We start from the raw sequence: 18269 nt of genomic DNA, 5'->3' as shown, positions 1-18269 counted from the left end.
AATATTATTGAGCGTTAGCTTCACGTTCAGCAATAAATTCTAATGCCATCTTGATACGAGCAACAACACGCTCTTTACCAATTAATTGCATTACTGCATCAACAGATGGAGATTGACCACCACCAGTTACTGCTACACGTAATGGCATACCGATTTTACCCATGCCAATTTCAAGATCTGAGCATACTTCAGCAATCACATTGTGCAGATTTTCAGTTGTCCACTCTTCAAGAGCTTCAACTTTAGCAAGAGCAAGCTCTAATGGCCCTTTAGCAACACCACGTAGATGTTTCTTCGCAGCACCGGCTTCGAATTCTTCAAAATCTTGGTAGAAGTAGCGAGATTGCTCAGCTAATTCAATCAGCGTATTACAACGCTCACCAACCAATGCAATCACTTCTGCAATTGCTGGACCATTTTCAAGAGAGATCTCTTTTTGATCTAAATGCCATTGTAGGTATTTTGCAACATACTCAGGCTCAGATGTTTTAATGTAGTGGTTGTTTAGCCATAGAAGCTTATCAGTGTTGAAAGCAGATGCTGATTTACTTACTGCATTTAAGCTGAATAAGTTAATCATCTCTTCTTGAGAGAAGATCTCCTGATCACCATTAGACCAACCTAGACGTACTAAATAATTATTTAGTGCATTTGGTAGGTAACCTTCATCACGGTATTGCATAACTGATACTGCGCCATGACGCTTAGACAGTTTTGCACCATCATCACCTAAGATCATTGCACAGTGTGCAAACATTGGTACTGGAGCACCTAATGCTTCATAGATGTTAATTTGACGAGGTGTGTTGTTGATATGGTCTTCACCACGGATAACTTGAGTAATACCCATATCCCAGTCATCAACCACAACTACGAAGTTGTATGTTGGCGCGCCATCAGTACGACGGATGATCAAATCATCTAATTGGCTGTTTGAGATCTCGATACGACCACGGATTTGGTCATCAAATACTACCGAACCTTCTTTAGGGTTACGGAAACGAATCACAGACGCATCGCCCTCTTTTGCAGCAGCGTTAGCAGCTACAATTTTAGGATGATTTGCATCGTAGCGAGCCATCTCTTTATTTTCTTCTTGTTCTGCACGAATTTCATCAAGCAGATCTTTTGATGCATAACATTTGTATGCTTTATCTTCTGCAAGCAGTTGCTCTACAACTTCGTTGTAACGGTCAAAACGCTTAGATTGGTAATAAGGACCTTCATCCCATTCCATACCCATCCATTGCATACCTTCTAGGATCGCATCAACCGCTTCCTGAGAGTTACGCTCAAGGTCAGTATCTTCGATACGAAGAACAAATTCGCCGCCTTGGTTTTTAGCAAAAAGCCATGAGTAAAGTGCAGTACGTGCACCACCAACGTGAAGGTAGCCTGTTGGGCTTGGAGCAAAACGAGTTTTAACCGTCATTGTTATTACCTTTTTGAAGAGGTTGCGCTGAATCTGTCAGCACCACATAATTTGTGCGCTATTTTAGCACCATAAGGTAAATCTACAATGATTGAGTTACTTTAAGTTTCGCATTGCCCACTGCATGAAAGCTTGTTGCTGCTCTGCTGTTAACTGCAAAAATGTATTTTGAAGCTCTGTGGTATTAGATTGAGAAATCTCTTTACCTTTATCGGTATGAGAAATATTACCTTGTTGAACATTATAATCAGCAACTTCTCTTTCGTAGTCGCGGAATCCTTGCAGCCCCCCTTTATTCAGTTGCACCCATTGATATTGTTGATCTCTATTATCTTTATTTTTAAAAGTAAATTGAGGATTATCTTCAAACTTTTTAGCCTCATCCATCGTTCGAAATTTATTATACTGGATAGATAAAACAGCATCATTTTCAACTGTAAATGACATTAGTACAGGTTGAGAATCAAATTTTCGACGTTTTCCATCTTCAAATACAATTTGTCCAACAGTAATCGCTAATTGATTTCTTCCTTCTATCAAGTTCAAACTATTTTTAGCATGATAGTCAGAGCTCAATACTCTTTTACCATTAATTACTTGGGGTACTATTTCTGGTTGAAGTGTAAGTGTAGGGCTCGCAAACCCATAAGAAGAAAACATTGCAAATGCAACAAACAAGCCTTTTTTCAAAAACATAATCTCACCTTATATTTTAAATATGATCATTTTTACGGGGTAAATATATCAATTTTAAAACGGAAAAAGGGCATGTCTACACACGCCCTTAAGTTAAATCAATCTTTACTTACTACTAGAAATAGTATTCTACACCAACAGAAAATTCATCATAATCTGCAGATTTCCAACGAGCACCAGAGTTATCAATTGCTGCAGCACCATCTCCAAAATCAAGAGTACGAGCACGAGCATAAAGTACTGCTGATGGGTCTACAAAGTACATAATTTGAGCTGAAACTACACTATCATCAGTATCATTTATCGTTTTTCCATCACGCTCTAACTCAAAGTTAGCAGCATAACCTAACTTATATTGCCAATCACCTTTGGTATACATAACACCTGTCGATACAGCATTTTGAGACTCATCAACCCCAGTTGCTGAGGTTGCTTCCATCATCTTATATTGAGCAAAGAAAGAAATACCATTTTCAAACCAACCTTGTAGACCAATTAAATAAGTGTCATTGTCCCACGTGGTTGTTTCAGCTTGAATATTACGGTTACCTTCATAAGCTGCATCAAACTGGATTGGCCCTAATTTATAATGACCTGCAACGCCTGCCCAGTAATCATCGCCTTCACCAAGGCCTGCTTTATCACCAGCACCAGCTGCTACATCAAAAGAGAGTGCCTCTGAATATGTTGGTGTATCCCAACGGATTGTATTTGATTGGCGATCTTGATATTTCGCACCACCAATGGCACCGCCCCAGTCATAAACATCGCCTAAACCAGGGTTAGATGCAGGCCAATCAACCAATTCATACATAGGAGTTAATACACGACCAACTCGAATTTGGCCTAGTGAGTCACTTTCAAAACCGACAAACGTATCACGCTCACCTAAACCTGCGCCTTCACCACCAAAACTTGGGTCAACATATCCACCTTCAATCTGCCAAATGAATGTTGGACCAAAATTAGCAAATTGCTTTTTACCACGGAAACCAATACGAGACTCATTATTAAATTGCATTCCACCTAATTTATCATCGGTAGCATTAACACCTGAATCATAGGCACGATAAGCTGCTTGCATTGCGATAATACCGTACACTTCATAACTTGCGCTTTCTTTCAAATTATCCGCATTCGCGCCATCAGCATCTGCATCTGCAGCGATTACAGGAGTTGCACCAAGTAGAAGTGCAGAAACAGCCGCACCTAAAAGTGTTTTCTTAAACATAGTCATAATTCCTTCATTTAACTTATTAAGTCATACACAATCATTTAAGTGGTCGCCGAAATGAACTGTGCATTAGATTTGTTGTCTGGAGCGGACTATGACAAACTTTTTTTCTAATAAAAATATAGTCATATTTATTGAGTGATCTTGTTCAAAAACAGAAAAAGATAAAAACAATAAAATAATAAAAACCAACAAGTTACAATATATATGAAAAAATAAAAATTAAAATTTTTGAGATCCAACCTACAAAAAACCTAAGTATTGACCATAGTTATAGAACAAAGATCACCCTAAAATTAGAATTAATTAGAGCCTTTTATTTTAAAATAAAAAAAAGTGCGAACTAAGTCGCACTTTTTTTACTTTATCGTAATATCCCAAGCAAGAAAAGCTTGCCAACCTCTTTCCCATTCAGCTTTGATCATTACTATTTCTTTTTGTGAATCACACTGACCAGCATAACGAACACCACTAATGCCCTTATTAAATGCTTGGAAAGGATCACAATAGTCGTTAATTCCTTTTTTATAACCTTCAGAATAAGCAGCTTGATTAAATGGTATTTTTTCTTTCATTTTTTCAAGACCATCAGTTTCTATATTGTAGCCTCGACTACCAAAGCGCTCACCTTGCCCAAACCAATATTCTTCTGCTGTTTTAGGCGATGACGTACAAGCACTCAATAATAAAGGTAATAGCAAAAATATTTTCTTCATTTGTCACCCTCGATTTTGTTTAAAAAAAAAGCTGAGCACTAGGCTCAGCTTAATTAACAACAATCACTTAAATCTTATTTACTTAACCGAAAATGGGATAGTTAACATAAGTTTAAAGTCAGTTTCATCTTGGAAAGCATTACTATATGGAGCCCAGTTACCTGCATCTGAATCATTGAAGTATTCAGTATAGTAGAAGCTAACGTTTGCATCTTTTAGAGCACCAGCTTGAATCGCGTAATTAGCAAATGCGCTATATGCATATTCTAGTAAATCATCATAACCAGGAGATGAAGCACCGCCACCTGCAGCAACACTTAGACCAGCACTAAACCCTGTTCCACCAATATCTGCGAAATCACGCGTTGCAGATAAAAAGCCTGCGATTTCACCATCATGGTTAAAGTCAGAACGGTTATTCCACCATACGTCATACGCACCGTTAGAACCACCATACTGTTCAGTCAAACGATAAGCCATGTTACCAACATTACCACGAGTATCTGTTGACTCAGCCATAGTGTAGGTTGCTTCAGCACGGAACGAATATTGGCCTGAGCTAAATGAAGATAGGAAAGCTAACTGTGCAGCAATATCATCATCATATTGATTTTTATCACTTACAACATAAAGTTGAGGAGACCAATAGAAACCACCGTCAGTTGTCCCTTTTACTTTAAAATGCATATTTGAACGGTCGCCGTCTGTTAGCGTACCAAAACCTGCATCTAAAGAAATACCATTAGGCAAAGCATATCGAGCACCTAAAGAAACAACTTCACCAGCATCATTTCCTTGTCCATCTTGGAATTCGTATGTTTCTTTAAACCAAGGAGCTTTATATTGGTCTGCAACAACAAAACCTAACGCTAAATCACCAAATGTACCGCCAATTTCACCACCACGGTAAGTACCTGGTGCAAATGACCAGTTAACACCTAGTGAACTAGGAACAGAAGGTTGGAAGTAACCTAGTTTTGCCGTTACGTTTTCACCAAATTTAAATTTAGCGTTTGCTGTAGCAAAAGAAACACCATTATCAGTACAGTCAGACCAGACATTGCTACAGTTGCTGTCTTCAGCCACTTTATCATATGGGTTATTCACACCCCAGAAGTTCATTTCGTGGTCAGCACCGCCGTTTTGCCACATATCAAATGTAGAATAAACAACAACGTCAGCACCTGCAACATCACCTACATAACCTGAATTAAAGCCTAGGTTTACAAAAATTGAACCGTGATCTAGGTTAGTTGTTTTTTTAGTATCATTGCCGTTAGCATCAACATTTCCGCGATCACGAGCACGCATGAAAAAGTTTACATTACCGCTAATTGTTGACTCTGAGAAAAATTCAGATGTATCGTTTACATATTCTTGTGATACAGCCTCTTGAGCCATAACCTGTGGAGCCATTAACGCGCCTGTTAGTGCGGCAGCAACTGCTGATACTTTAAAAAATTTGTTTTCCATGGAATAAAACTCCTAAAAATGGATATAGCTGTGTTCATTATTTACAAGCTTTAAGTTGGCCGCCGAAAACTGTAAATAAATCTCCAATTCACACAATTTTTAAATAAGAAAAGGAAAATTTAAAAATTGTTATTACCTTATATTTTTCCTGCATACACCTTGTGCATCCATGGAGTAAATACTAAACCGTTCAAAAAAAACATAAAACAAAAACTTAATTTCCAATAAAAAAAATATGACTCACTGCAAACTTTTTTCGCATTAGTGATTAAGATCAAATTACAAAGATCAAATATTATAAAAAAACCTATTATCTATATAAAACATAAGGTTATAAATATAAAAAAAAGGGGAATGCGACTGAGATCTCACAACTACAGATGAAATTAGAAAATATTAACACTGTTATTTTTTAGATATAAAAAATGATTTTATTAATAATACTGATAAAAAAGACACTATTAATTACAGATGTAAAAAAAGGAGCTCTCAGCTCCTTTACTATTTTATTAAAAAATACATTAACTAATTAGTTAATCAGCATTATCAATTGCTCTTCATTCATCACTTCTATTCCGAGCTCTTCTGCTTTTGCTAACTTAGATCCTGCCGCCTCACCAGCAAAAAGAATATCAGTCTTTTTAGATACACTTCCGGTTACCTTTGCTCCTAACTCTTGTAAGGCTGCTTTGGCTTCATTACGTTTAAGTTTATGAAGTGTTCCAGTAAGAACCACCACTTTGCCTGCTAATGGTTGCGGTATTGATTCATCAAGAGCTTGAATTTCTGGCCAGTGAATACCCATAACTTGTAAATCGGTAATTACGGCTTGGTTATGCGGTTCAGCAAAGAAGTTTAAAACATGTTTGGCAACGATATCACCGACATCACTGACTTCTATTAACTGCTCAAGAGTCGCCGCCTGAACCGCTTCTAATGTAGAAAAGTGCAAAGCTAAGTTGGCTGCAGTAGCTTCGCCTACTTCTCTGATACCTAGAGAATATAAAAATCGAGGTAAGGTCGTTGCTTTGGCTTTGTTTAGTGCATCAACCACATTCTGAGCTGATTTAGGTCCCATTCGCTCTAATACCGTTAATACACCTGCTGATAACTTAAATAAATCAGCGGGGGTTTCGACCATTTCTTTGTCGACTAACTGCTCAACTACCTTGTCACCTAAACCATCGACATCAAGTGCTTTACGAGAAACAAAATGCTTTAGTGCTTCTTTTCGTTGAGCGGGACATACTAAACCTGCGCCACAACGTGTTACCACCTCACCTTCTACTCTTTCAAGCTTAGAATCACAAGCAGGGCAAGTTGTAGGATAAATAATAGCTTTACTGTCTTCTGGACGACGAGCTTCGACAACCGAAACAATTTGTGGGATCACATCCCCCGCACGACGAATAATCACAGTATCGCCAATATGGACGCCTAAACGTGCGATTTCATCGGCATTATGTAATGTTGCGTTACTTACGGTGACGCCACCTACGAATACAGGTTCAAGTTTAGCAACAGGAGTAATTGCTCCGGTACGTCCGACTTGAAACTCGACATCATTAAGAACTGTCAGCTCTTCTTGTGCTGGAAATTTATAAGCAATCGCCCAGCGTGGCGCTCTAGCTACAAAGCCTAATTGTTCTTGAAGTTCAATATCATCAACTTTAATCACAACTCCGTCGATTTCATATTTCAATGCATCTCGACGCTCAAGAATGTCTTTATAGTAGGCTTTTACTTCTGTTAAAGAGCTACATTGCTTAGTCTCTTCACACATAGGTAAGCCCCAGCCTTTAAGCTGAACAAAACGCTGATAGTGACTTTTTTCTAATTCACCACCATCAATCACACCAACGCTATAAGCATAAAAACTCAGTGGGCGTGTTGCTGTGATCTTTGAATCTAATTGACGCAAACTGCCTGCGGCGGCATTTCTAGGATTAGCAAAAGGTTTTTCAGCACGCTTTAATGCTCTCTCATTTAAAGTATCAAAGCCCGCCTTTGGCATAAAGACTTCACCACGTACTTCTAATCGTGTTGGCCAACCTTCACCTTGTAGTGTTAATGGAATACAACGAATCGTTCTTACGTTTTCAGTAATATTCTCTCCGGTTGAACCATCACCACGAGTTCCTGCTTGCACTAATTTACCATTAACATAAAGCAGGCTAACGGCAAGACCATCCAACTTAGGTTCGCAACAGAATAGAGAAACAGGTTTAGCGATAAGACGATCGTTCATTCTTTTTTCAAAGGCTTCTAACTCTTCGTCACTAAACGCATTATCAAGAGAAAGCATTGGGATCTCATGCTGAACTTGAGTAAAACCATCCAACGCCTCACCACCCACACGTTGACTAGGTGAGTCAACGCTCACTAACTCTGGATGTTCAGACTCTATAGATAGCAATTGCTGCATCATGCGGTCATATTCTGCATCAGGTAACTCAGGGCTATCTTCTACATAATAACGATAAGCGTGATAGTTTAGTTGTTGTCTTAGCTCATCTAAGGTCTGTTCAATACTCATGATTCATCAACTTCTTGTTCTGTTTTCTAAAAATAAAAAAAAGGCTCCAAAAGAGCCTTTCTCATTAATACTAATTCTATAGTAGATAATCTATTTACGGCAAAAAACTTTTGCTCGCTGCTTATATTCATCAATTTTATTTGGTGTCAGCATAGCGCGTTTCTCATCTAAAATATTACCACCAAGCTCAGAGCTTACTAATTGAGCAGTTTGTAGCATTAATTTAAAATTATGCTCTGCTTGGCCGTGGCAAGGCAAAGGTAAAAAGAAAGAAATACCCGGAGTCGAAAAATCTTCACCGTCAGGAAATTGAAAATGCCCAGGTGCAACCATATTTGCAACACTAAATAATATTTTTCCTGAGCCTGATAAGTCTGAATGACGATGATAAATACCCATATCACCAAACACTAAACCATTTTGTTCTAGGCTATTAAAAAGGCGATTACCAGAAAAGCGTTCACTTCCCATACCATGAACATTGATAACAATGACATCTTCCTGAGGTTCTGGTTCTTCTTCTACTATTGGTTCATCTAAAACAAATGCCTCTTGAGGCGCTGGCACTGTTTCTTGCGTATCTACTGTTACTGTTTCTTCGTTGTCTAAAGCAGAAAAAGAAATAGTTGGCTCGTTTATCAATTCTTGTGGTTCATCTTGATGAGTAACATGATTTTGAGGTTGAGACAAAGGATCTTGAGCTTTCGATGACATAGTTGATGCTTCTGAATCAAATAAAGGATCATTTGAAAAAGCAGCTTCTTCTCGAGCAAATCCCGGTTCTTTTCTCTCTTTTGTAATTTCTATATTTTCATTAGGCTGATCAAAACCACGCATAGGAGTTGGTTGGTCCTCATCAGAATCAAAATCTATGTCTACTTTTTTCCCAAATTTTGAATTCGTTTCTTTTCGACTTGTCCATAAGCCATGAAACAATAACGCCGCAATGGCTAATGCTCCAACAAGTATCAACACTAATCGCAATTCCTGCATCGCTAACTCTCTGCTCTTCTGCTTTATTTAATTCTCTTTAAATCCATATGATAAAAGAGATATCTATACCAACTACTATTAAGGTAGTTTAACTATAACTGTTAATCTACCACTACTTATTGCTAATGTACCAAATAATGACCCCATTGTTGAATAACAAAATGAAAGTGGTGACATAAATCTTACATTTGAACGATTTAGAGCCATTTTATTTTCTGTAATATCATTTATTTGTAGTCATTTTTGAGTATAGTAAATGCATAATATATAAACTGTACTATTAAATTATGAATTCATTTAAACAAACTCAGTCTGGCGTGCAATACTTTTTACAAGGTATTTCGTTAGCTATGACACCCGGTATCCGCCGCTTTGTCTTTATACCTCTATTAATCAATTTTCTTTTACTAGGAGGATCGTTTTTTTATCTATTTAATCAAATTGGTGGTTGGATTGAGCAAATCTTAGAGCAGATCCCAAGCTGGTTAGATTGGCTTTCTTATCTATTATGGCCATTAATCGTTATTAGCATTCTTGCGGTCTTCTCTTATTTTTTTAGTACTATAGCCAACTGGATTGCAGCACCTTTTAACGGGTTACTTGCTGAACATCTTGAAGCAAAGCTAACAAACCAACCAGCACCAAGCGGTGGCGTATTCGATGCTCTTAAAGATTTTCCTCGTATTTTTAAACGTGAATGGCAAAAACTAAAGTACTACTTACCCAAGGCTCTAGGGTTATTTATTCTGTTCTTTATTCCAGCTATTGGACAAAGCATTGCTCCGGTTTTATGGTTCTTATTTACCGCTTGGATGATGGCCATTCAATATTGCGACTATCCGTTTGATAATCATAAAGTCCCTTTTGAAACCATGCGAGATGACTTAAAAACAAAACGTGGTAAATGCTTATCTTTTGGTTCATTGGTTACCTTATTTACCATGACTCCAATTTTAAATCTATTTGTTATGCCTATCGCAGTTTGCGGAGCAACCGCTATGTGGGTTGATATTTACCGTGATACACATACAAACCGTTAATCCATAACTTATAACCTTTTGATCCTTTCTCATTTGAGAAACTCTTCGTATTCTAAGTAGGTCGAGTTACTCAAAATGAGTTACCAAAATATTTATTTAATTATTAAATCACGCGCTACGTGAAATGAAGGAACAGATCATGACAAAGATTTACGAAGATAATTCTCAAACTATTGGCAATACTCCTCTTGTACGTCTGAACCGCGTAAGTAAAGGTAACGTTTTAGCAAAAGTCGAAGCCCGTAACCCAAGCTTCAGTGTTAAGTGCCGTATTGGTGCAAACATGATCTGGGAAGCAGAAAAAGCAGGAACGTTAAAAGAAGGCATTGAACTAGTAGAACCAACATCAGGTAATACTGGTGTAGCCCTTGCTTTTGTTGCGGCTGCTCGTGGTTATAAACTGACACTAACAATGCCTGCATCTATGAGCCTTGAGCGTCGTAAACTTCTTAAAGCACTAGGCGCAAACCTAGTATTAACAGAAGCACCTAAAGGCATGGGTGGCGCGATAGCAAAAGCGGAAGAGATTGTTGCAAGCGATCCAAGCAAATACTTACTTCTTCAACAGTTTAATAACCCTGCAAACCCTGAGATTCACGAAAAAACTACGGGACCTGAAATTTGGGAAGCAACAGAAGGTAACATTGATGTATTCGTAGCAGGTGTTGGCACTGGTGGCACATTAACAGGAACAAGCCGTTACCTAAAACATACACAAAATAAAGCTGTACTTTCAGTCGCGGTAGAACCTGCTGAATCTCCAGTTATTGCTCAAGCTCTTGCCGGTGAAGAAATCAAACCTGCCCCACATAAGATCCAAGGCATTGGTGCTGGTTTTATTCCTGGAAATTTAGACCTTACATTAATCGACCGTGTTGAGGCTGTTACTTCTGAGGATGCTATTGAAATGGCACGACGTTTAATGGAAGAAGAAGGCATTTTAGCGGGCATTTCTTCAGGTGCTGCAGTAGTTGCTGCAAATCGTATTGCAGAACTTCCTGAGTTCGAAGGTAAGCAAATTGTTGTGATTTTACCTAGTTCTGGTGAGCGTTATTTAAGTACTGCGTTATTTGCTGGTTTGTTTACAGAACAAGAAAACGAACAATAATCCCTCAAATTCTATGTGTTCAAATCAATATTTCTTCCAAAAAAGCCCCATATGGGGTTTTTTTGTTGATTTCATTTGTCTCCTTAGTAATAATCAAGTCACTTTATTTTTAGGTGTAAAATAATTACAATCCTTGATAAAGTAAGACAGTTAAACAAATGTAATATTACAAAATAAGAACAATTGTATAAATTACTGTCGTTAACTAATTTAGTTTAAGATAGATTGTTTCTGAGGCTGTGATGTGCGAAAGTACATTCATAAACAGAATTGGTTAACGACATTAATTCAACATAAAATATAAATCGGGGTATACACAATGTATTCACAAGACGTAGTAATCACTGCAGAAAACGGCCTTCACACTCGTCCAGCGGCTCAGTTCGTTAAAGAAGCGAAAGGTTTTGATGCAAAAATCACAGTTACTTCTAACGGTAAAAGTGCAAGTGCTACTAGCCTTTTCAAACTTCAAACTTTAGGTCTAACTAAAGGTACTAACGTAACTATCTCTGCTGAAGGCGCTCAAGAGAAAGCTGCAGTAGACCACCTAGTTAAACTAATGGATGAGCTGCACTAATCAGCTTTTTCTTTATTATTCTCATTCTCTAATTTGATCAATGTTAAGGTAAAGCTATGATTTCAGGCATTCTAGCATCTCCAGGTATTGCTTTTGGTAAAGCATTATTACTTCAGGAAGATGAAATTGTCCTAAACAAAACTCCAATCTCTGAATCTCAAGTAGAAGCAGAAGTTAAATGTTTCTTTGACGCTAGAGCTAAGTCTTCTGAGCAATTAGAAGCGGTTAAAGCGAAAGCGCTAGCAACATTCGGCGAAGAAAAAGAAGCTATTTTTGAGGGGCATATAATGCTTCTTGAAGATGAAGAGCTAGAAGAAGAAATCTTAGCACTTATCAAAGACGACAAGCTTGCTGCTGATTTTGCAATTTACTCTGTAATTGAAGAACAAGCTTGTGCTCTTGAATCTTTAGATGATGATTATCTAAAAGAGCGTGCTACAGATATCCGTGATATCGGTAGCCGCTTTGTTAAAAATGCACTAGGTATCAACATTGTTTCGCTAAGCAATATCAATGAAGAAGTTATCCTAGTTGCTAACGATTTAACTCCTTCTGAAACAGCGCAAATCAACCTAGACTACGTTCTTGGTTTTGCTTGTGACATCGGCGGTCGTACATCTCATACTTCTATCATGGCGCGTTCTCTTGAACTTCCTGCTATCGTTGGTACTAACGATATCACTAAGCAAGTGAAAAACGGTGATATGCTAATTCTTGATGCGGTTAACAACAAAATTGTTATCAACCCATCAGAAGCAGAACTAGCAGAAGCTAAGCAAATTCGTGACGCACAAATTGCTGAAAAAGAAGAGCTAGCAAAACTAAAAGACCTACCAGCTATCACTCTTGATGGCCACCAAGTTGAAGTCTGCGGTAACATCGGTACAGTTAAAGACTGTGACGGTATCATCCGTAACGGCGGCGAAGGTGTTGGTCTGTATCGTACAGAATTCCTATTCATGGATCGTGATGCACTTCCTACTGAAGAAGAGCAATATGTTGCTTATAAAGAAGTAGCAGAAGCGATGCATGGTGAGCCAGTGATCATCCGTACTATGGATATCGGTGGTGATAAAGATCTACCATACATGGATCTTCCTGAAGAGATGAACCCATTCTTAGGATGGCGTGCAATCCGTATCAGTTTAGACCGTCGTGAAATTCTACGTGACCAATTACGTGGTATTTTACGTGCATCTGCACACGGTAAACTGCGTATCATGTTCCCAATGATCATTTCTGTTGAAGAAATCCGTGAGCTGAAAAAAGCAATCGAAGAATACAAAGTAGAACTTCGAGCTGAAGGCCTAGCATTTGACGAAAGCATCGAAATCGGTGTAATGGTTGAAACGCCAGCCGCTGCTGCAATTGCACACCACTTAGCGAAAGAAGTTAGCTTCTTCTCTATCGGTACTAACGATTTAACACAATATACTCTTGCTGTTGACCGTGGTAACGAAATGATTTCTCACCTATACAACCCACTATCTCCAGCGGTTCTGCTTGTAATTAAGCAAGTAATCGACGCTTCTCACAAAGAAGGCAAGTGGACTGGTATGTGTGGCGAGCTAGCGGGTGATGAACGTGCAAGTTTACTTCTTCTAGGTATGGGTTTAGACGAATTCAGCATGAGCGGTATTTCTATCCCTCTTGTTAAGAAAATCGTTCGTAACACAAACTTTGCAGCAGTAAAAGCAATGGCAGATGAAGCACTTCAAATGCCTACAGCAGCAGAAATTGAAGCACACGTTGAAAAATTTATCGCAGAAAATACTAAGTAATAGTATAGTTGCAAAGAATTAAATATAGCCACTAAGTTTTAGTGGCTATTTAATATAAACTTTAGGGAGCTACACAATGGGTCTGTTTGACAAAATTAAAAGCGCATTTTCTTCTGAAAGCGCTGACGCTGGTGCTATCGACATCATCGCACCTCTTTCTGGTGAAATTGTAAACATCGAAGATGTGCCAGACGTAGTGTTCGCTGAAAAAATCGTTGGTGACGGTATTGCTATCAAACCTGCTGGCAACAAAATGGTTGCTCCAGTAAACGGTACAATCGGTAAAATCTTCGAAACTAACCACGCTTTCTCTATCGAATCTAACGATGGCATCGAGCTTTTCGTTCACTTCGGTATCGATACTGTTGAACTTAAAGGTCAAGGCTTTACTCGTATCGCTGAAGAAGGCCAAGAAGTTAAAGCTGGCGACACAGTAATCGAATTCGATCTTGCGTACCTAGAAGAGCACGCTAAATCAACTCTAACTCCTGTTGTTATCTCTAACATGGACGAAATCAAAGAGCTTACTAAGCTTTCTGGTGCTGTTACTGTTGGTGAATCTCCAGTTCTTAAAGTAACTAAATAATCTTTCCTAATCGATTGATTTATACCAATGTAACTAATTAGATGTTCTATTTATTACGTAGGAAAATCACTTAAGAGTAAGGCGAAAATTCTTATAAGTAGTTATTCTACAATAATAATTTTTAACGCAACTATTAAGTGATTTAACCAGTAATAATGATCAGATAATTAATGGAATTGGTATTAGTTTACATAAGACAATAAAAAGGCCGCTGTTATCTCAAAGAAAACAGCGGCCTTTTTGTATCTGTTCTAACATAAATAATCAAATTGGCATTAAGCAGGTACCATTATTTCTAATGGTACCTACTTTAGCTTTAGAACCGAATTATTTTACTTTTAGTTCAGCAAACATTTCTTGTGATGGCGCGAAGAAATAGCCACCAGTAACAGCATCAGTAAAACGCAATAGCTGGTCTGTTTTACCATCGATTTCACCATACATGCTATCCAACATAATCTGGAAATTATGTACAGAATGGCAGTATGCGATGAATAGTAAGCCGTGATCGCCAGATACAGAGCCATATGGCAAGCTGTGACGCAGGATCTTAACGCCTTTACCATTTTCTTTAATATCTACTCGGCCTACGTGAGAAGCCGCAGGAACGTCCTCTAGCTCTATTGAATCAGGCTTAGTACGACCAATAACTTTTTCTTGTGCTGATATTGATAAACGATTCCATGCAGGGAGCTTATGCACAAAACGTTGACACATCATGTAACTGCCGCCCGCAAATTCACCCTCTGCAATTAATGCCACTTCTGCACGCGCTTCATTTTTTGGGTTTTCAGTCCCATCAATAAAATCGGTCATATCACGAGAATCTAAGAAACGATAACCAGACACTTCTTCTTTGATTTCAACATGATCAGAAATCACATTCATCAATTTACGTAAAATATAAAAGTGTAAATCATGACGATTCGAGTGAATATGAATTAATACATCACCATGAGTTGCTGGAGCAATAATGTCATCTTTACCCAATGGCTTAAATTTAGCCAATTCAGAAGGCATAGGGGCAGATAATGTAGACCAGAAGTCTGCGCCAAAAGAGATTGCACTGCTTAAATTTGCGTCTGATTGCTCTTGGTTTAATTCAGAGATTAAAGATGGTAGCGACTGTAACTGCTCAAGAACAAGCTGAGGATTACTGTTGATATTTATCGTTACGTATAATGCAAAGCGATCAGGTTCTGGCAGTAATGCGGTTTGAGGAGTGTAAGACATGAACTCAGTTCCTTTCCTAGATTGGATTAACTGAGTTCATTATATGCAATAAAACATAAGATTGTTTGATAATAAATAACGGTTTACGAAGAAATAACCTCAACAGAAAGCTTTACTGTTTCATTTACTGATGAGTCAGAGACCATGTATGACTCTAGATTATTTAGTTTAGTAATAATCGTTGGTGCACATAGTGTTCTAATATTTCCCTCTCCTTCATCTTCGGTAACACGAAAAGCTATTTCTACATTTTCGGCATCAATATTTTTTAACTCTGCCCACGCTTGCACTTGGGACTGTCTATCCACTGAGTTAAAAACTAATGTTTCTTCACCCAAGACTAATGATGCTGATGAATTAGTTACATGTTGTAAATTAGGGCGGCTAATCTCTAACCCTAAATCTAGCTGCCAATCCGCCATTGCTAGCGGGCTTAATAATGCACTAAATAGTAATGCACTTGTTGATAAATCCATTGCCTGCCCCCTTTTAAGTCAGACTAAAGCATATTTTTATTCTTTTACTGCGTAATAAAAATATTAAAAACCAGCTCAGAAGAAGAATGATGATTGCACTTCCTGGCTGAAACTCTCCACGATTAATAATAACCGACTGAATTAACATTGTGAGGTCAATTAATACCATCATAATGGTTAGCCACCGACCTTGCTTCCAAAGTGTCAGCATAAAAGGTCTTGTGGGCTTTTTAAAACTGCTTAACCACATATAAAATACAATGGGTAAACTTAAAAATAAACTCGTGTAAAAATGCGTATGGCTTGGATAAAACAGAGCGAGTAAATCAGTGCCTTGTTCACGACTTGCACCAGCCATAACAAAAACAACCACAGAACGAATCAATATTGCCCAACCAAACCACAACCACATTGGCGGTTTTAACCAGCCATGTTGATCATACGCATCAAATGAATACAGCATTACCTACCTTTAATTAACGAAACAAATTTAAATGAATCGCTCTAAAATTAGTTAATAATGATTCCAGTAGACTTGTCCAGATTACTGAAATGATTAAAAATAACGATTGAATAAAATAAAAACTTTGAGCTAGATACACTTCAGAGATCAAAATCTATATTACCGTCACACTTTGTATCGTTTAACTTTCAATGATATATAAAGATAAACTCAAATATGAAAACTTAAGAATAGACTATGAGAAATCAAAACAAAGTAAAAAGTACTCCTTCAATAGAGTCTCAACAAGAAGCGATGAAGATAGCTAAAGCTACACAAAAACCAGCACAAACAAAAGAACAAACTAAGTTAATAGCACAAGGGATCGAAAAAGGTATTACCCTTTATAAAAAACAGCAAAAAGAAAAGGCAAGGCAAGCAGATAAACAAAAGAAAAAAACACAACGCCAAAAACAGCATGAAACGCACTCTTCTGACATTACTGATAAGCAAGCACAACAAGAGCATATAGAAAAAGAATCAAGTAAAAACTTACCATGGATTTTACTAGCAATAAGCTGGGCTGCCTTTATTTATTACACTGTTTTAGGGTTCTAAACTTCTTCACTTCTACATTAACAAACAATAGATATAAAAAAAGAGATGAACAGTTACAGTTCATCTCTTTTTATGGCCTAACTCAGGTTAAGCTAAGTTATCTATTCTTTATCTGTTTTTAGCGACAGCATCCAAATAGATAATGCAGCAACTACCGCAAATCCACCAAGGATAATACTAGGCATTGCGATATAACCCAATGTATGCCAAATAACAGATTCTAATGTACTCATGTTATCTCCTTACCAACCTTCAATGCCAGACATGTCAGGCAGTTTATGTGCAATACCTTTATGACAATCAACACAGGTTTTCTCTCCTGATGCTAATGCCGTTGAGTGTTGCTTAGCACTACGTGGGCCTTGCTCTGAGAAATCCATAAAATTAAATTCATGGCAGTTACGACACTCTTGAGAATTATTACTCTTCATTCGATGCCATTCACGCTCAGCTAGATGCGCGCGACGCTCTTTGAATTTCTCTTCAGTATCAATGGTTTTAGCAATAAAATGTGCATACAGCTCTTTAGATGCTTGAACCTTGCGTACAATTTTATCAGTCCAGTTATGAGGAACGTGGCAATCAGAACAGATAGCACGTACACCAGAACGGTTAGAGTAGTGAATTGTCTCTTGGATCTCTTTAACAATAGGAGCGTGACAACCAGAACAGAACTCTTCTGTATTAGTTGCTTCCATACCGGTGTTAAATGCGCCCCAGAAAAGCAAGCCACCAATAAAACCCATAAATAGAACAACGCCTACTGCAGCTTTACTTGGGGAAGAAAAACGCTTCCAAAATGCTTTTAAAAATTTCATGTATAGCCTCTCTTAACGGTATTGCCTATCAACTAGCGCAATGAGTCCACACGTTCAAATTCATTCTCAACTAATGGTTTAGCATCAGCTTGAGGTACGTGACATTGTAGACAGAAGTAACGACGAGGTGATACATCTGAAAGTACAGCATCTTCACGGTTTACATAGTGAGTTACACTGATCTTAGTCGCACCCATTTCTTTTGCGTTTTTCCAGCTATGGCAAGATAAACACTTATTTGCATTTAACGATACTTCATAGTTACGAATGGTATGAGGTACTAGCGGTGGTTGATACACATAGTCGCTGTCTAGTGCATGGTCTCGTGGAAAACGTTTAAAGTCATCCGCTGCACGTGTTGCTTCTAATTCCGATGCACCACGTAATGATTCAACACCACCAATGCCACCCGGATTATGTAGTTCTGCTGTTTGTTCAGTTTCAGCTTGTACTGCGCCAGCAAACAAAAGTCCTGCTGACATAAGCGCTATAATGAATTTTTTCATTCTA

Annotated in this window: 19 protein-coding genes; 6 read left to right on the top strand and 13 right to left on the bottom strand. The window is 38.0% G+C overall.

Going from position 1 to position 18269, the window contains the following annotated elements; genetic code table 11:
• Nucleotides 1-4: 4 nt before the first annotated feature.
• The 7 genes from gltX to zipA all read right to left on the bottom strand — a co-directional run bounded on the left by gltX (nucleotide 5) and on the right by zipA (nucleotide 9080).
• Nucleotides 5-1432, bottom strand: a complete 1428-nt coding sequence (gene gltX / locus ACU5DF_RS08155; protein WP_446712528.1) for a glutamate--tRNA ligase — start codon at nucleotides 1430-1432, stop codon at nucleotides 5-7.
• A 96-nt stretch (nucleotides 1433-1528) separates the two neighbouring features.
• Nucleotides 1529-2128: a YccT family protein gene (locus ACU5DF_RS08150; RefSeq protein WP_446712527.1), complete on the bottom strand. Its 600-nt coding sequence runs from the start codon at nucleotides 2126-2128 to the stop codon at nucleotides 1529-1531.
• 115 nt (nucleotides 2129-2243) lie between these two features.
• Nucleotides 2244-3365 (bottom strand): porin, encoded by a 1122-nt coding sequence (locus ACU5DF_RS08145; protein ID WP_446712526.1) that lies wholly within the window; start codon nucleotides 3363-3365, stop codon nucleotides 2244-2246.
• A gap of 356 nt (nucleotides 3366-3721) precedes the next feature.
• Entirely contained in the window at nucleotides 3722-4078 is a 357-nt protein-coding gene (locus ACU5DF_RS08140; RefSeq protein ID WP_446712525.1) for a DUF2799 domain-containing protein, read from the bottom strand.
• Nucleotides 4079-4156: 78 nt separating this feature from the next.
• Nucleotides 4157-5551 (bottom strand): hypothetical protein, encoded by a 1395-nt coding sequence (locus ACU5DF_RS08135; protein ID WP_045102666.1) that lies wholly within the window; start codon nucleotides 5549-5551, stop codon nucleotides 4157-4159.
• Nucleotides 5552-6080: 529 nt separating this feature from the next.
• Nucleotides 6081-8087, bottom strand: a complete 2007-nt coding sequence (ligA, locus tag ACU5DF_RS08130; protein WP_446712524.1) for an NAD-dependent DNA ligase LigA — start codon at nucleotides 8085-8087, stop codon at nucleotides 6081-6083.
• Nucleotides 8088-8177: 90 nt separating this feature from the next.
• Nucleotides 8178-9080 (bottom strand): cell division protein ZipA, encoded by a 903-nt coding sequence (gene zipA / locus ACU5DF_RS08125; RefSeq protein ID WP_446712523.1) that lies wholly within the window; start codon nucleotides 9078-9080, stop codon nucleotides 8178-8180.
• A gap of 287 nt (nucleotides 9081-9367) precedes the next feature.
• Between zipA and cysZ the strand changes: the two genes are divergently transcribed.
• The 5 genes from cysZ (at nucleotide 9368) to crr (ending at nucleotide 14172) form a co-directional block, all read left to right on the top strand.
• Nucleotides 9368-10120, top strand: a complete 753-nt coding sequence (gene cysZ / locus ACU5DF_RS08120; protein ID WP_446712522.1) for a sulfate transporter CysZ — start codon at nucleotides 9368-9370, stop codon at nucleotides 10118-10120.
• 139 nt (nucleotides 10121-10259) lie between these two features.
• The gene (gene cysK / locus ACU5DF_RS08115) at nucleotides 10260-11228 is read left to right on the top strand and encodes a cysteine synthase A (protein ID WP_446712521.1); all 969 of its coding nucleotides are present in this window, start codon (nucleotides 10260-10262) and stop codon (nucleotides 11226-11228) included.
• A gap of 319 nt (nucleotides 11229-11547) precedes the next feature.
• Complete coding sequence (gene ptsH / locus ACU5DF_RS08110; protein WP_045102671.1) at nucleotides 11548-11805, top strand: phosphocarrier protein Hpr; 258 nt, start codon at nucleotides 11548-11550, stop codon at nucleotides 11803-11805.
• A 56-nt stretch (nucleotides 11806-11861) separates the two neighbouring features.
• Nucleotides 11862-13586 carry a phosphoenolpyruvate-protein phosphotransferase PtsI gene (ptsI, locus tag ACU5DF_RS08105; protein WP_446704497.1) on the top strand — a complete coding sequence of 575 codons (1725 nt, stop codon included), beginning with the start codon at nucleotides 11862-11864 and terminating at the stop codon, nucleotides 13584-13586.
• A 76-nt stretch (nucleotides 13587-13662) separates the two neighbouring features.
• Nucleotides 13663-14172 (top strand): PTS glucose transporter subunit IIA, encoded by a 510-nt coding sequence (gene crr, locus ACU5DF_RS08100; protein ID WP_045102673.1) that lies wholly within the window; start codon nucleotides 13663-13665, stop codon nucleotides 14170-14172.
• Nucleotides 14173-14499: 327 nt separating this feature from the next.
• On the opposite strand, the gene ACU5DF_RS08095 is transcribed toward crr, so the two are convergent.
• The 3 genes from ACU5DF_RS08095 to ACU5DF_RS08085 form a co-directional block, all read right to left on the bottom strand.
• A complete protein-coding gene (locus ACU5DF_RS08095) occupies nucleotides 14500-15405 on the bottom strand; it encodes a Dyp-type peroxidase (RefSeq protein ID WP_446712520.1) in 906 nt (301 codons plus the stop codon).
• 83 nt (nucleotides 15406-15488) lie between these two features.
• Complete coding sequence (locus ACU5DF_RS08090) at nucleotides 15489-15881, bottom strand: hypothetical protein (protein ID WP_045102675.1); 393 nt, start codon at nucleotides 15879-15881, stop codon at nucleotides 15489-15491.
• 13 nt (nucleotides 15882-15894) lie between these two features.
• Complete coding sequence (locus ACU5DF_RS08085; protein ID WP_045102676.1) at nucleotides 15895-16344, bottom strand: DUF2919 domain-containing protein; 450 nt, start codon at nucleotides 16342-16344, stop codon at nucleotides 15895-15897.
• Between the two features lie 237 nt (nucleotides 16345-16581).
• Here ACU5DF_RS08085 and ACU5DF_RS08080 point away from each other — a divergent pair, with 237 nt between their 5' ends.
• Nucleotides 16582-16941 (top strand): DUF2956 domain-containing protein, encoded by a 360-nt coding sequence (locus tag ACU5DF_RS08080; RefSeq protein WP_045102677.1) that lies wholly within the window; start codon nucleotides 16582-16584, stop codon nucleotides 16939-16941.
• 101 nt (nucleotides 16942-17042) lie between these two features.
• Here the strand turns inward: ACU5DF_RS08080 and ACU5DF_RS08075 are convergent, their stop codons facing one another.
• From ACU5DF_RS08075 to ACU5DF_RS08065, 3 genes are read right to left on the bottom strand one after another with little or no spacing between them, the layout of a single operon-like run.
• Entirely contained in the window at nucleotides 17043-17174 is a 132-nt protein-coding gene (locus ACU5DF_RS08075; RefSeq protein ID WP_068893167.1) for a TIGR02808 family protein, read from the bottom strand.
• A gap of 9 nt (nucleotides 17175-17183) precedes the next feature.
• Nucleotides 17184-17759, bottom strand: a complete 576-nt coding sequence (locus ACU5DF_RS08070; protein ID WP_446712519.1) for a NapC/NirT family cytochrome c — start codon at nucleotides 17757-17759, stop codon at nucleotides 17184-17186.
• 32 nt (nucleotides 17760-17791) lie between these two features.
• On the bottom strand, nucleotides 17792-18265 hold the full coding sequence (locus ACU5DF_RS08065) for a nitrate reductase cytochrome c-type subunit (RefSeq protein ID WP_446712518.1): 474 nt from the start codon (nucleotides 18263-18265) through the stop codon (nucleotides 17792-17794).
• Between the last annotated feature and the right edge of the window lie 4 nt (nucleotides 18266-18269).

This window comes from Aliivibrio wodanis, from assembly GCF_052920805.1.
This window is presented reverse-complemented; position numbering and strand designations above follow the sequence as displayed.